Genomic DNA, 13,669 nt, shown 5'->3' on the forward strand with positions numbered 1-13,669 from the left:
CCGCGCCGGATCAGCGCGCGTGTGGCTTCAACCGCAGATAGACCTGCTTGCGCACCTGGGCGACCACCTCGCCGCTGTCGTCGACGACGTCGTTGCTGAACCAGCGCAGCACCTTCTCGCCGCCCGCTGCTTCGGCACGCAGTTCGGCCAGCAGCGCATCGTCGATGCGGAACGAGGTGCGCACCGTGCCCCGGCCAGGCTTGAGGAAATCGATCGCACCGGCCCGGTCCCACACGTAGTAGTCACGGCCGAGGATGTGCAGCAGGCCCAGCATCCAGAACGGGTCGGTCATCGCGAACAGGCTGCCGCCGAAATGCGTGCCGACGTAGTTGCGGTTCCACGGGCGCAGCCGCAGCTCGACGTCGATCTGCCGGTAATCGGGCGTGATGCGGGTGACATGGATGCCGGTGAACAGGAACGGTGGCCACAGGTTGATGCCGAAGCGGAACAGGCGGGCGTTCATGCGGGTCCGGGGGCGCGAGGCGAGGCGCCCAGTCTAACCATTCGCATGCGTATGTTGCACCCCGGGCGTGTGTCCTACGGCGGCGTGCATGTCCTGCCTCATGGGCCGTCGATCATGTACCCGTCGCGGCCGTTGGCCTTGGCCTGATAAAGGGCGGTGTCGGCGCCTTCCACGAAATGGTGGGGCTGCAGTTCGCCGTCGGGCACGCGGGTGAATACGCCGATGGTGAGCGTGACGGTATCGTCGCTGCCATCGCCCGGCGCCGGCAAGGCGCGCACGCAGGCAATCAGGTCCTCGATCACCTGGCGTGCGCCCTCGGCCGGTGTATCCGGCAGCACCAGCGCGAATTCGTCGCCACCGTAGCGTGCCGCCATGTCGCGCGGGCGGCGCGCATGGGCGCCGATCAGGCGGGCGACATCACGCAGCACGCGGTCGCCGACCTGGTGCCCGTGGCGATCGTTATGGCGCTTGAAGTGGTCGACGTCGATCAGCGCCAGGCTCAATGGCTTGCCGCTGCGCCGCGCTGCATCACATTCCTGCTGCAGCGACTGCTCGAAGCGGAGGCGGTTGCCCAGGCCGGTAAGGGCGTCGCGGTTGGCCTGGCGGTGCCAGGCCGAGATCCGCCACACCGCCCAGACCAGCAGTGCCAGCGTCACGCCCAGCATCGCGCTGGCCGGCGCCCACCACAGGTCACTCGTGCGCAGCAGCAGCCAGCTCAGCAGGGCAGGCATCGGCAACGAACACAGCGCGACCAGCCAGGGCAGGCGCAGGCCGAGCAGGATCACGCACAGCGCCACCAGCACACCGCTGATGGCGTGCTGCCAGGCATGCGGTAGAACATCGATCTGCCTGTGCTGCAGCAGCATCGAGGTGATGTTGGCCTGGTACTCGCTGCCGCTCATCCAGAACTCGCGGGTGGTCGGGGTCAGCAGGCGGGGCGCGATGCCGCTGGCCGTCATGCCAACTACGATGCGGCGGCCATGCAGCATCGCCATGTCCACGTGGCCATCGAGAACGTCCGCATAGGACACCTGCGGCAGCCGCTCGGGGGGGCCGGCGTAGCGCACGCGAACGTAATCGTCGCGACGCCATTGATAGGGCGAGCCCAGTTCCGGGTCGGGATCGGGCAGGCCGCGTACGGCACCGGCAGGCAGGTCGGCCAGTGCCAGGCCCAGTGCCGGCCAGTGCGGCTGGCCGATACCTGCGTGCAGATAGACGCCACGGGCGACGCCGTCGCCATCCACCTCGACATCGGTGTGGCCGATGGCGGCAGCACTGGCAGCGATCTGTGGGATCGGCAGCATCTCCTCGGCCATGCGGTCGCCGGCCGCCGGTGCGGCCAGCACCGGCAGCACCACCCGGCCATTGCGTCGGATGGCGGCCGCCAGTTGATCATCCTGTCGGCTGTCACGGCGATCCGGTTCGGACAGCATCAGGTCCAGCGCGACGCGTTCGGCGCCGGCATCGGTCAGGCGGTCAAGCAGGCGTGCATGCACCGAGCGGGGCCAGGGCCACTGGCCGATGCGCTGCAGGCTGCCTTCGTCGATGGCGACGATCAGCACGCTGGGATCGGGGCGGTAATCCCAGTTGCCGACCAGCGCGTCATAGGCCGCCTCGTCCTGCCGCCACAGCCATTGTCCCTGGCTGGCCACGATGGTCAGCACGCCGGCCAGCAGGGCCAGCAGGATCCGCTTCGACCATGGCAGCGGCGAGCGCCTCACAACAACAACCAGAGCAGCAGGGCGCCGCCACCCGCGCCGTAGCACAGGCGGCACGGCAGCGGGACCTGCTGGGCAGGCGAGAACGCGCTGGCGTGGCCGTCATCGTCGATGTACTGCACGCGTACATGCAGGGTGCCGCTCCACGGGCGCTTGAAGCTCACCTGCGGCTGGTCCACGGTTTCGTCGACCAGCGGTGCCTTGAAGTCGCCGCGGCGATCCACCTGCACCCGGTAGCGCTGGCCCTCGCTGCCGGCCTGCCAGCGCAGCGTGAGCTCGCCGTGTGCGGCCTCGGGTGGTTGCAGGGCCGGGTCCACCGGTTCGTTGCTCAGCTGCAGCGGCAACGCCTGGCCATAGCGGCCCTGTCGGCCTTCGCCATCGCGCGAGGCCACGCGCCAGTAGTACTGGCCGGGCGGCAGCGGTTGCGCCAGGCGCAGGTCGGTCGCATGGGTGGCCTGCTCCTGCAGGGGCTGCAGGAAGCTGGGTTCGGTGGCGATCTGCAGGACGCTGCTGCGCGCACCGGGGGCCTGGCTCCAGCGGAAACGCGGGCGGTCGCTGTTGATCGTCTGCCCATGCAGCGGCGATACGGTCAGCGGCGGTGGTGGCTGGTCACCGAGCTCGAAATCGGCGCTGGCATCCAGGCCTTCGACCCCCTGGGCGTCGACCGCGCGCAACAGGATGCGCAGTTGGCCAGGCGGCAGATCGCCGATCGCCAGCCGGGTGTCGGCGGTGGTGGCGGCGAACAGCAGGATCTCCGGCGTTGCCGCCTGCACCACTTCCACCCGGTAATGATCGGCGCCATTGACCGGTTCCCAGGCAAGCACGGTCGGCAGCGGCGCCAGGCGCAGCGCGTCATTGCGCAGCGCCGGCGCCGGCAGCAGTGCGGAGACCGCAGCGGGCGCCGCATCGGCACTGCTGCTGCGGGTCGCCTGGCCCGGCCGGACCAGGCGCTGGCCATGGGAGTTGCCGACCTGCACCTTGCCCTGCAGGACCTCGGTGGCACCGACGTGCCCGTTATCCCCGGCGCTGACCCGGAACACCGTGCCGCGCACGCTGCTGGTCGCGGTGGGCGCATCGATGATGTAACGCGAGGCGGGGCCGCGCGCCGGCGTCACCCGGTTGCTGGCTCGCCCCTGCTGCAGGCGCAGTCGGGTGTCGACCATGCCGGTGTGGCCGTAACGGCTCAGCTGGTCCAGGCGCAGGCGCGAGTACTCGCGAAGCTGCAGGCGCGAGGCATCGGCGAATTCCAGGGTGATGCTGGAATCGCCTTCGGTCTCCACGGTGTCACCGATATGCAGCTGTTCGCCGGCCTGGAGCGCGCGGGTCGCCGTGCCATCGGCGCCTGCCAGCGCGACCTTGCCGCGCACGGACAGCACCCGGGCCGGCGCCGGTTCGGTGCGCAGCCAGCTGATCGGGAAGCGCAGCAGCTGGCCCGGCGGCAACTGGTAGGGGTTGTCGATGCGGTTGTGCTGCTGCAGCTGCTGCCAGCGTACCGAGGGCTTCAGGTAGAGCCCGCCCAGGTCCCACAGGGTATCGCCGGGCCGGACCCGGTAGTTCCAGTCCTGGGCGCCGGCAATGGCGGGCATCAGGAAGAGGGCGCAGAGCAGAGCGCCCGTTAAATGCATGGCGAACGACAGAGAGCGGACGACGGTCACAGTTTGCAATCCCGGCAATGCGGGGGTGCAGCTGCAAGACCCCATGGCCCCGACCTCATCCCCCCGAACGGATCGTGGCGACCGCGTGGCCACCAGCGCGGGCATTATTGCCCGCGTTCAGTGCAGGGATTCTGAACGGAGCGGGTTCCCGTTCAGAACAGCAGCGACGCCATCCTGCGGCGGTACTGGCCGACCAGATCCTCGTCGGAGATCACATTGAAGGCGTCGATCAGCGCCTTGCGCGGCAGGCCTTCCTCGAATCCGCGGTCGATCCGCAGCATTTCCAGGAACTGGGCCAGCGCGGCCTCGTCATGACCGCCGAGCAGCAGTTGCACGCCGCGCAGGTGGCGGGCCTTGAGGTCCTTGCCGTCAGCGGCGATGCGTGCGTCCAGTACCTCGGCGGCCGGTGCATCCTTCAGCGCGGCGGCGAAGGCCAGGCGGGCGCGGGCACGCACGGCGCGGTCGTCGGTGGCCAGGTTGGCAGGCAGGCCGTCGATCAGGGTGCCTGCCTCGTCCACGCCACCGATCTGCAGCAGGGCCAGGGCCAGGTCGAGCTTCAGTTCATCCTTGTCCGGCTCGGCGGCGATCTGCGCACGCAGCACATCGACCTGCGCCTGCGGATCCAGCGGGGTGTCATCTTCGGGGACAGCATCGCCCACATCGGCCGGTACGATGCCGTGCTGGGCCAGGAACTCACGCAGCTGGCCTTCCGGAATGGCGCCGGGGAAGCCGTCCACCAGCTGGCCGCCCTTGACCAGGAACACGGTCGGCACCGAGCGGATCTGGAAGGCCGCAGCGATCTGCTGTTCCTTGTCGACATCGACCTTGGCCAGCTCGAACGCACCGTTGTACTCGGCAGCCAGCTTTTCCAGCATCGGGCCGAGGGTCTTGCACGGCCCGCACCAGGTGGCCCAGAAGTCGACCAGCACCGGCGTCTGCAGCGACTTCTGCAGGACTTCGGCCTCGAAGGTCGCAGTGGTGGCGTCGAATACGTAGGTCGTCTCGGTCATGGGGAAAGCATCGCTTGGCATCTGGAGACCGATTCTATGGTGACGATCGATGTCCGTCTCAACCCTGCCATCACATCGCGCGCGACGGCCTCGGGGGCGTGGCACGCAGTACAGCTCGTGGATCACCCGCTTTCCGGAGCTGACCGGCGTAGTGGTCGCGGTGCGCCGGAAGCACCCGGCCTCGGTCGCGCGCTTGGCGCACCGCGTCGCTGCCGCGACAATGCGCTGATCCATTCTTTTCCGGGTGACTGCGCGCAATGTCCATGGTCCGGCTTGATCGTTGGTTGGGACTGCTTGCTGCAGTCGTGTTCGTCCTGGCTGTGTCTGGCTTCGGTGCCGGCCTGGAGGGTTATGCACAGGCGCGCCACCCGGTGGCGCTGCTGGGTGCGCGGGGTGTACCGCATGCGCTGGCCTTCAATCTGCTTGGATTTGTGCTGCCCGGCGTGCTCGCCGCGGTGGTGGCTGAGCGCCTGCGCCGCAGCCTGCCCGCCACTGCCGGCTGGGCATCGAGGGTCGGCAGCCAGATGCTGCTGCTGGCTGGCCTGGGCTTTGCCGCGATGGGCTTGCTGCCGCTGGACGTGGACGATCTGCATGGGCCGGCCAGCCAGCTGCATGCCAGTGCCTGGATGATCTGGGTGCTGGGCTTCGTCGCCGGAACCCTGTTGCTGGGCACGACACAGCTGCGTCAGGCGCATGGCCGCGCCCTGGGCGCCTTGGCCCTGGGCTGCGGCATGCTGGCTGCGGTGGCCGCGTTTGCCCTGCAGGGCGTCCTGCCGGCGCCGCTGGCACAACGGCTGGCGTTCGCCTGCTGGGTGGCCTGGCTGGCCACCGCACTGCCGCTGTCGCGCCAACGCTGAGACGGCTCCCGGGGCATCGCGGCGCCCACCCCCAGCAGGCAGGATTGGAGACGTTTGCCGCACTGCGGTACGCTGTACCGCTTTGCCGCCGCATCCGCGTGTTCCATGACCAGCGCTGAAACCAACGCCTACGACCCGCAGCAGGTTGAATCCGCCGCCCAGCAGTACTGGGACGCCACCCGTGCCTTCGAGGTCGACGAGACCTCGGACAAGCCGAAGTACTACTGCCTGTCGATGCTTCCGTACCCGTCCGGTGCGCTGCACATGGGCCACGTGCGCAATTACACGATTGGCGACGTGATCAGCCGCTACAAGCGCATGACCGGCCACAACGTGCTGCAGCCGATGGGCTGGGACGCGTTCGGCCTGCCGGCGGAAAACGCCGCGATCAAGAACAAGACCGCGCCGGCGGCGTGGACCTACAAGAACATCGACCACATGCGCAGCCAGCTGAAATCGCTGGGCTATGCCATCGACTGGTCGCGCGAGTTCGCCACCTGCCGTCCGGACTATTACGTCCACGAGCAGCGCATGTTCACCCGCCTGATGCGCAAGGGCCTGGCCTATCGCCGCAACGCGGTGGTGAACTGGGACCCGGTCGACCAGACCGTGCTGGCCAACGAGCAGGTCATCGACGGCCGCGGCTGGCGCTCCGGTGCGCTGGTGGAGAAGCGTGAGATCCCGCAGTGGTTCCTGCGCATCACCGACTACGCCCAGGAACTGCTGGATGGCCTGGACGAGCTGGACGGCTGGCCGGAATCGGTCAAGACCATGCAACGCAACTGGATCGGCCGCTCGGAGGGCCTGGAAATCCAGTTCGACGTGCGCGACGTCGATGGTGGCGTGCTGGATCCGCTGCGCGTGTTCACCACCCGCCCGGACACGGTGATGGGCGTGACCTTCGTGTCGATCGCCGCCGAACACCCACTGGCGCTGCACGCAGCGAAGAACAACCCGGAACTGGCCGCGATGCTGGCCGACCTGAAGCAGGGCGGTGTGTCCGAGGCCGAGCTGGAGACCCAGGAAAAGCGCGGCATGGACACCGGCCTGCGCGCGCTGCACCCGGTCACCGGCGAGCCGGTCCCGGTGTGGGTCGCCAATTTCGTGCTGATGGGCTACGGCACCGGTGCGGTGATGGCGGTGCCGGGCCATGACCAGCGCGACAATGAAGTGGCCAACAAGTACGGCCTGCCGATCAAGCAGGTCATCGCGCTGAAGGACCCGCGTACTGAAGAAGAACGCAACTGGGACGGCAGCCGCTGGCAGGACTGGTACAGCGACAAGAACCGTGCCTTCGAACTGGTCAACTCGGCCGAATTCGACGGCTTGGACTTCCAGGGCGCGTTCGAAGCGCTGGCCGAACGTTTCGAGCGCAAGGCCCAGGGCCAGCGCCGCGTCAACTACCGCCTGCGCGACTGGGGCGTGAGCCGCCAGCGCTACTGGGGTTGCCCGATTCCGGTGATCTACTGCGCCAAGTGCGGTGCGGTGCCGGTGCCGGAGGAGCAGCTGCCGGTGGTACTGCCGGAGGACGTGGCGTTCTCCGGGACCGGTTCGCCGATCAAGACCGACCCGGAATGGCGCAAGACCACCTGCCCGGAATGCGGTGGCGCCGCCGAGCGCGAGACCGACACCTTCGACACCTTCATGGAGTCGAGCTGGTACTACGCCCGCTACACCTCGCCGGGTGCCCGTGACGCCGTCGACAAGCGCGGCAACTACTGGCTGCCGGTCGACCAGTACATCGGTGGCATCGAGCACGCGATCCTGCACCTGATGTATTTCCGCTTCTATCACAAGCTGCTGCGCGACGCGCGGATGGTGGACAGCAACGAGCCGGCGCGCAACCTGCTGTGCCAGGGCATGGTGATCGCCGAGACCTACTACCGCCCGAATCCGGACGGTTCGAAGGACTGGATCAACCCGGCCGATGTGGAAGTGCAGCGTGACGAGCGCGGCCGCATCACCGGCGCCACCCTGATCGCCGACGGCCAGCCGGTGGTGGTCGGTGGCACCGAGAAGATGTCCAAGTCGAAGAACAACGGCGTGGACCCGCAGGCGATGGTCGGCAAGTACGGCGCCGACACCGTGCGCCTGTTCTCGATGTTCGCCGCGCCGCCGGAGCAGTCGCTCGAGTGGAACGAGGCCGGCGTGGACGGCATGGCGCGCTTCCTGCGCCGCCTGTGGGCCCAGGTGCAGAAGCATGCTGCCGACGGTGCCGCCCCGGCGCTGGACGTTGCAGCACTGGATGCCAACCAGAAGGCGCTGCGCCGCAAGACCCATGAAACCATCGGCAAGGTCGGTGACGACTACGGCCGCCGCCACAGCTTCAATACCGCCATCGCAGCGGTGATGGAGCTGATGAACGCGCTGGCCAGGTTCGAGGACGACAGCGAGCAGGGCCGCGCGGTGCGCCAGGAAGCGCTGCAGGCCGTCGTGCTGCTGCTGAACCCGATCACGCCGCATGCCAGCCACGCCCTCTGGCAGGTGCTTGGCCATGGCGAGACGCTGCTGGAAGACCAGCCGTTCCCGCAGGCCGACAGCAGTGCGCTGGTACGCGATGCGCTGACCCTGGCGGTGCAGGTCAACGGCAAGCTGCGCGGCACCATCGAGGTGGCGGCCGATGCCGCGCGCGAGCAGGTCGAGGCGCTGGCGCTGGCCGAGCCCAACGCGGCCAGGTTCATGGAAGGCCTGACGGTGCGCAAGATCATCATCGTCCCGGGCAAGATCGTGAACATCGTCGCCGCCTGATGTACCTCGCACCGGCCACCCGCGCGGTGGCCGGTGCCTTTCCAGAAGCAGGGCCGGGTGCTTGATGGCCCTGCATTCACGCGGCTTCGGGCACGCTGTGTGTTGCCGTGATCGCCCGGCTCCGCCAGACTGTCTCCATGACCCGAATCCTGCTTGCCCTCGTTCTTGTCCTCGGCCTTGCCGGCTGCGGCTTCCATCTGCGCAACAAGCTGATGCTGCCGACCGACACCGCCCCGGTGAAGGTGGTCTCCACCGCCCCGTACAGTGAACTGGTCAAGCTGCTCAATCGCAGCCTGCTGGCCTCCGGTGCCAGGCTGGCCGATGAGGACAGCAAGGAACCCAGTACCCAGCTGCAGGTGTTGTCCGAGCGCTGGGGTGACCTCCCGATCGCCATCGACTCGCAAGGTCGTGCGCAGGAGTACAGCCTGCGCTATGCGGTGATCTTCATCTTCCGCCGCGAGGATGGCAGCGAACTGGTGCCGCAGCAGGTGATCGAACTGTCGCGCGACTACGTGTCGCCGCCGACCGACGCCACCGGCACCACCACCGAACGCGAAATCCTGGCCACGGAGCTGCGCCGGGAAATGTCCGCCTCGATCATCCGCCGTATCGACAGCGTGGTCCGCGCCGAGATCGAGAAGGGGGGCAGCCTGTCCGCGCCGAAGGCCAAGCCGATCGAGGGCGCGGTGCCGGCAGAGCCGGCCGCCGCCGTCAAGCACTGAGCGGCAGCGACGATGGAACTGCGTCCGGAGCAGCTGGCCAGCCAGGGCGCTGACACGGCGTTGGCGCCGGTATACCTGATCGCAGGCCCGGAAACACTGCGCGTGCTGGAGGCCGCAGATGCCATCCGCGCGCGTGCGCGCGCCTCGGGCATCGGCGAACGCGAAGTGTTCGACGCCGACGGGCGTGATTTCGACTGGAACCAGCTTGACGCCAGTTTCAATGCGCCCAGCCTGTTCAGCGCCCGCCGCCTGGTCGAGGTGCGCCTGCCCAGCGGCAAGCCGGGCAAGGAGGGCGCCGAGGTGATCAGCCAGTTCTGCGCCAACCCGGCGCCGGACGTGGTGTTGATGATCACCGCCAATGAATGGAGCAAGGCCCACCAGGGCAAGTGGGCCGAGGCGGTCAACCGCATCGGCGTGCTGTCGGTGGCATGGGCGATCAAGCCGCATGAACTGCCGGACTGGATCGAGCGCCGCCTGCGCGGCAAGGGCCTGCGTGCCGACCCGGCTGCCGTGCAGCGCCTGGCCGAGCGGGTGGAGGGCAACCTGCTGGCCGCCGCCCAGGAAATCGACAAGCTGGCGCTGTTGGCCGACGGCCAGCCGTTGGATGTGGAACGGATGGAGTCGCTGGTGGCTGACGCTGCCCGCTACGACGTGTTCCGCTTGGTGGAGGCGACGTTCTCCGGCCAGCCGCCGGCGGTGCTGCGCATGCTGGCCGGCCTGCGCGGTGAAGGGGAGGCGGTGGCCGCATTGATGCCGATCGTGATCCGCGAGCTGCTGGCGGGCGCAGGCCTGGCCCGCGTGCAGGCGCGTGGTGGCAACCTGGCCGCTGAAATGAAATCGCGCGGCATCTGGGAATCGCGGCAGGCGCCTTACAAGCGCGCGCTGCAGCGGCACCCGGAAGGCAAGCGCTGGGAGCGCTTCGTGGCCGAGGCGGGGCTGGTCGACCGCATTGCCAAGGGGCGCGCTGACGGCGACGCCTGGCTGGCGCTGGAACGCCTGCTGGTGGCCGTGGCCGAGCCGCGTGCCGTGCGCCTGCTGGTGCGGGCCTGAGTGATGAGCCTGCGGATCTACTACGGGGGCACCTTCGATCCGGTGCACCTCGGGCACCTGGCGATCGCGCGTGCGGCCCGTGATGAACTGCAGGTCGCCGTGCGCATGCTGCCGGCCGCCGATCCGCCGCACCGCGCGGTGCCCGGTGCCACTGCTGAGCAGCGCTGCACGATGTTGTCGCTGGCCATCGGCGACGAGCCGGGGCTGCTGCTGGACCGTCGCGAACTGGATCGTGCCACCCGCTGCCCCGGTCGCCCGTCGTACACCGTCGACACGCTGCGCGAGCTGCGTGGCGAGCTGGGCCCGAGCCGGCCGCTGGCCTGGCTGGTGGGCGCCGACAGCCTGCTGGGGCTGTCCGGCTGGCATGAATGGGAGGCCCTGTTCGGTCTGGCCCACTTCGTGGTGGCCGAACGGCCGGGCAGTCCGTTGCAGGCGTCGATCGATGGCGAGCTGGGGCGCGCCCTGCAAGGGCGCTGGGCCGACAATGAGCAGGCCCTGTTCGCCAGCCCGGCCGGGCGCATCCTGCGCCTGCACCACCCACTGCGCGAGGAATCGGCCAGCGCCGTGCGCTCGCAGATTGCCGCTGGCGGTCCCTGGCGCGCACTGCTGCCACCGGCCGTGGCCGACTATGTCGCTGCACACGGGCTGTACCGCCCGGCCACGGCGTGAATGGCGCGGCCGCGCCATCCCCGTATAATCGCCCCCACGTTTATCGAGTCGATCCATTTTGAGCAACCAGACCCAGCCCCAGACCATCAAGGTCGATCTGCCCAGCCCGCCGCCGTCCGTGCCGGAACTGCTGGCCAGCGTCCGCCAAGCCACCGAAGACCTGAAGGCCAAGGACCTGGTCGAGATCGACGTGCGCGGCCGGTCCAGCGTTGCCGACTACATGATCGTCGTTTCGGGCACTTCGACCCGCCACGTCAAGTCGATTGCCGATGAAGTCGTGCGCTTCGCCAAGAACATCGACGTGATGCCGCTGGGTGTTGAAGGCGAGCGCGAAGCGGAGTGGGTGCTGGTCGATCTGGGCGACGTGATCGTCCACGTGATGCTGCCGCGCGTGCGTGAGTTCTACGCGCTCGAGCGCCTGTGGACCGTCGGCGACCAGCCGCCGTCCAGCGACGACGAAGTGGCCTGAGCCGCACGTTGACGCATCCCTTCGACGGCGCCGATGGCGCCGTCGACGTTTTGGAGGACCGTTGATGAAAGCCCGCCTGATCGCCACCGGTGAACGCGCGCCCAGCTGGGTCGCGCAGGGGTTCGCCGAATACCAGAAGCGGCTGTCGCATTGGCTGCCGTTCGAGCTGGTGGAAATCGAACCCGGCCTGCGCGGCAAGGGGCGCGATCCGCGCCGTGCCACCGAGGATGAAGGCAAGCGGGTCATCGCCGCGCTGCCGAAGAACGCTTACGTGGTGGCACTGGACGTGCCGGGGCGGCAGTTGAGTTCCGAGCAGCTGGCGCAGCGCCTGGAGCATTGGCGCGGGCAGGGCCGGGACCTGGCGTTCCTGATCGGTGGCCCGGAAGGGCATTCGCCAGAGGTCTCCGCGCTGGCCGACGAAAAGTGGTCGATCGGACCGCTGACGCTGCCGCACATGCTGGTGCGTCTGGTGGTGGCCGAGCAGCTGTATCGGGCTGCCGCAATGATTGCCAATCACCCCTACCATCGCGCGTGAAGAGTGGTTATACTAGTCGTCTGCCCGAATAGCTCAGCCGGTTAGAGCACTTGACTGTTAATCAGGGGGTCGTTGGTTCGAGTCCAACTTCGGGCGCCACCTTGCAAAACCTGCATCGCGAGATGCAGGTTTTTTTTTGCCGTGTTGTGGCGGCGAGCCCATGCTCGGCTGCATCCTCCAAGCCGGGCACGCGCTCGGCGCTACAGCGTGATCCGGCCCTTCCAGAACGCTGCCAGCGTGGCGATCGCTACTGCCAGGATCGCGCCGAACAGCGCCCACTCCCAGCGCGTGAAAACCGGCTCGCCGCGCTGGCGCCGGGTCTGCGCAAACAGAACAACGCCGGGCACGTACAGCAGCACCGACAGCAGCAGGTTGTTCAGGCCGCCGGCATACACCAGCCACAGCGCGTAGGCGCTGGCCAGCAGCGCGACGACGAAATCGCGCCAGCGCTCGCGTGGCTCACCCGCGTAGGACTGCCCGCGCCAGGCCAGTTGCACGCCGAACGCGGTGGACAGGAAGTAGGGCACCAGGCTCATCGATGCGGCCAGCAGCACCAGGCCGGTGTAGCTGCCCGCATTGAACAGCACCAGCAGCAGGAACAGCTGGATCAGCCCGTTGCTCAACCACAATGCATTGGCCGGCACGCCACGCGCATTCTCGCGTCCCAGGAAGGCGGGCATCGTGCCGTCGCCAGCGGCGGCATACAGCACTTCGGCACACAGCAGCACCCAGGCCAGCAGCGCGCCCAGCACCGAAATGATCGAACCGGCGATGATCACCGTCGCGCCCCATTCGCCGACGATGGCGCGCAGCACGTAGGCCATCGACGGGTTGGGCAGCCCGGCCAGTTCGGCCTGCGACAGCACGCCCATCGACAGCAGGCTGACCAGGACCAGCAGCAGCCAGACCCCCAGGAAACCGATCACCGTGGCACGGCCGACGTCGGCACGGCGCGCGGCTCGCCGCGAATAGATGCTGGCGCCTTCGATGCCGATGAACACCCACACGGTGACCAGCATCATGCCGCGCAGTTGCTGGCCGAGGTCGCCGAGCGCAGGCGTGCCGAAGAAGTCGGCGCGGAACACCTCCATGCGGAACGCGCCGGCGGCCAGCACCAGGAACAGTGCGATGGGCAGCAGCTTGGCCACTGTCACCAGGCCGTTGACGATGGCTGCTGTGCGCAGGCCGCGCAGCACCAGCAGGTGGACGGTCCACAACAGTACGGACGAAGCGGCCACTGCGGCTGGCGTGTTGCCTTCGCCGAACACTGGCATGAAATGGCCCAGGCCGCTGAAGATCAGCACGAAGAAGCTGGCATTGCCCAGTACCGAAGCGACCCAGTAGCCCCACGCCGCGGAGAAGCCGATGTAGTTGCCGAAGCCTTCGCGTGCATATGCGTAGATGCCGGTGTCCAGGTCCGGACGGCGGTTGGCCAGGGCCTGGAACACGAAGGCCAGCATCAGCATGCCCGCACCGCTCAGCGCCCAGCCGATCATCGCGGCGGCCGGACCGGCACTGCGCGCGACGTTCTGCGGCAGCGAAAAGATACCGGCGCCGACCATCGAGCCGACTACCAGTGCAGTCAACGCCGGCAGGCCGAGGCGTTGCGATGTCGTGGCCATTGAGATCCCCTGCGGCCCGGATGCCGCGAGCACACCCTAGCCATGTACTCGTGAACATGGCTGCAAGGCCGGGTGTGCGGGAGCCGGCATGGACAACGAACAGCCAGGAAACGACGAAGGCCCGGGCAACAGCCCGGGCCTTCGAAGCAAA

The 13,669-nt window shown here is 68.3% G+C and carries 13 protein-coding genes and 1 tRNA gene; 9 read left to right on the forward strand and 5 right to left on the reverse strand.

The genetic code is table 11. From position 1 onward, the window contains the following. Positions 1–10: 10 nt before the first annotated feature. The 4 genes from A7X97_RS01835 to trxA form a co-directional block, all read right to left on the reverse strand. Positions 11–463 carry a DUF4442 domain-containing protein gene (locus A7X97_RS01835; protein WP_072168538.1) on the reverse strand — a complete coding sequence of 151 codons (453 nt, stop codon included), beginning with the start codon at positions 461–463 and terminating at the stop codon, positions 11–13. A 98-nt stretch (positions 464–561) separates the two neighbouring features. After that, positions 562–2,184 carry a CHASE2 domain-containing protein gene (locus A7X97_RS01840; RefSeq protein ID WP_061479663.1) on the reverse strand — a complete coding sequence of 541 codons (1,623 nt, stop codon included), beginning with the start codon at positions 2,182–2,184 and terminating at the stop codon, positions 562–564. Then, the gene (locus A7X97_RS01845) at positions 2,181–3,881 is read right to left on the reverse strand and encodes a FecR family protein (protein WP_088496124.1); all 1,701 of its coding nucleotides are present in this window, start codon (positions 3,879–3,881) and stop codon (positions 2,181–2,183) included. Before A7X97_RS01845 ends, A7X97_RS01840 begins: the two co-directional genes overlap by 4 nt. Positions 3,882–3,988: 107 nt before the next feature. Beyond that, entirely contained in the window at positions 3,989–4,846 is an 858-nt protein-coding gene (gene trxA / locus A7X97_RS01850) for a thioredoxin (protein ID WP_069139614.1), read from the reverse strand. A gap of 49 nt (positions 4,847–4,895) precedes the next feature. Here trxA and A7X97_RS21650 point away from each other — a divergent pair, with 49 nt between their 5' ends. From A7X97_RS21650 to A7X97_RS01890, 9 genes are all read left to right on the forward strand, one after another. Beyond that, positions 4,896–5,075, forward strand: a complete 180-nt coding sequence (locus A7X97_RS21650; protein ID WP_141653594.1) for a hypothetical protein — start codon at positions 4,896–4,898, stop codon at positions 5,073–5,075. A 28-nt stretch (positions 5,076–5,103) separates the two neighbouring features. Next, complete coding sequence (locus tag A7X97_RS01855; protein ID WP_072168536.1) at positions 5,104–5,703, forward strand: DUF998 domain-containing protein; 600 nt, start codon at positions 5,104–5,106, stop codon at positions 5,701–5,703. 105 nt (positions 5,704–5,808) lie between these two features. Then, complete coding sequence (gene leuS, locus A7X97_RS01860; protein WP_072168545.1) at positions 5,809–8,451, forward strand: leucine--tRNA ligase; 2,643 nt, start codon at positions 5,809–5,811, stop codon at positions 8,449–8,451. Positions 8,452–8,588: 137 nt separating this feature from the next. Further along, complete coding sequence (locus tag A7X97_RS01865) at positions 8,589–9,173, forward strand: LPS-assembly lipoprotein LptE (protein WP_005418114.1); 585 nt, start codon at positions 8,589–8,591, stop codon at positions 9,171–9,173. A 12-nt stretch (positions 9,174–9,185) separates the two neighbouring features. After that, positions 9,186–10,223: a DNA polymerase III subunit delta gene (gene holA, locus A7X97_RS01870; protein ID WP_072168535.1), complete on the forward strand. Its 1,038-nt coding sequence runs from the start codon at positions 9,186–9,188 to the stop codon at positions 10,221–10,223. Positions 10,224–10,226: 3 nt separating this feature from the next. After that, positions 10,227–10,892: a nicotinate-nucleotide adenylyltransferase gene (nadD, locus tag A7X97_RS01875; RefSeq protein ID WP_072168534.1), complete on the forward strand. Its 666-nt coding sequence runs from the start codon at positions 10,227–10,229 to the stop codon at positions 10,890–10,892. Between the two features lie 58 nt (positions 10,893–10,950). After that, the gene (gene rsfS, locus A7X97_RS01880; protein WP_005418109.1) at positions 10,951–11,361 is read left to right on the forward strand and encodes a ribosome silencing factor; all 411 of its coding nucleotides are present in this window, start codon (positions 10,951–10,953) and stop codon (positions 11,359–11,361) included. A gap of 64 nt (positions 11,362–11,425) precedes the next feature. Next, the gene (rlmH, locus tag A7X97_RS01885) at positions 11,426–11,896 is read left to right on the forward strand and encodes a 23S rRNA (pseudouridine(1915)-N(3))-methyltransferase RlmH (RefSeq protein ID WP_005418108.1); all 471 of its coding nucleotides are present in this window, start codon (positions 11,426–11,428) and stop codon (positions 11,894–11,896) included. Positions 11,897–11,918: 22 nt separating this feature from the next. Then, positions 11,919–11,995 (forward strand) — tRNA-Asn (locus tag A7X97_RS01890). A 101-nt stretch (positions 11,996–12,096) separates the two neighbouring features. Here A7X97_RS01890 and arcD read toward each other — a convergent pair. Further along, positions 12,097–13,518: an arginine-ornithine antiporter gene (gene arcD / locus A7X97_RS01895; protein ID WP_072168533.1), complete on the reverse strand. Its 1,422-nt coding sequence runs from the start codon at positions 13,516–13,518 to the stop codon at positions 12,097–12,099. Positions 13,519–13,669 lie beyond the last annotated feature (151 nt).

This window comes from Stenotrophomonas sepilia, assembly GCF_003244875.1.
Taxonomy (GTDB): Bacteria; Pseudomonadota; Gammaproteobacteria; order Xanthomonadales; family Xanthomonadaceae; genus Stenotrophomonas; species Stenotrophomonas sepilia.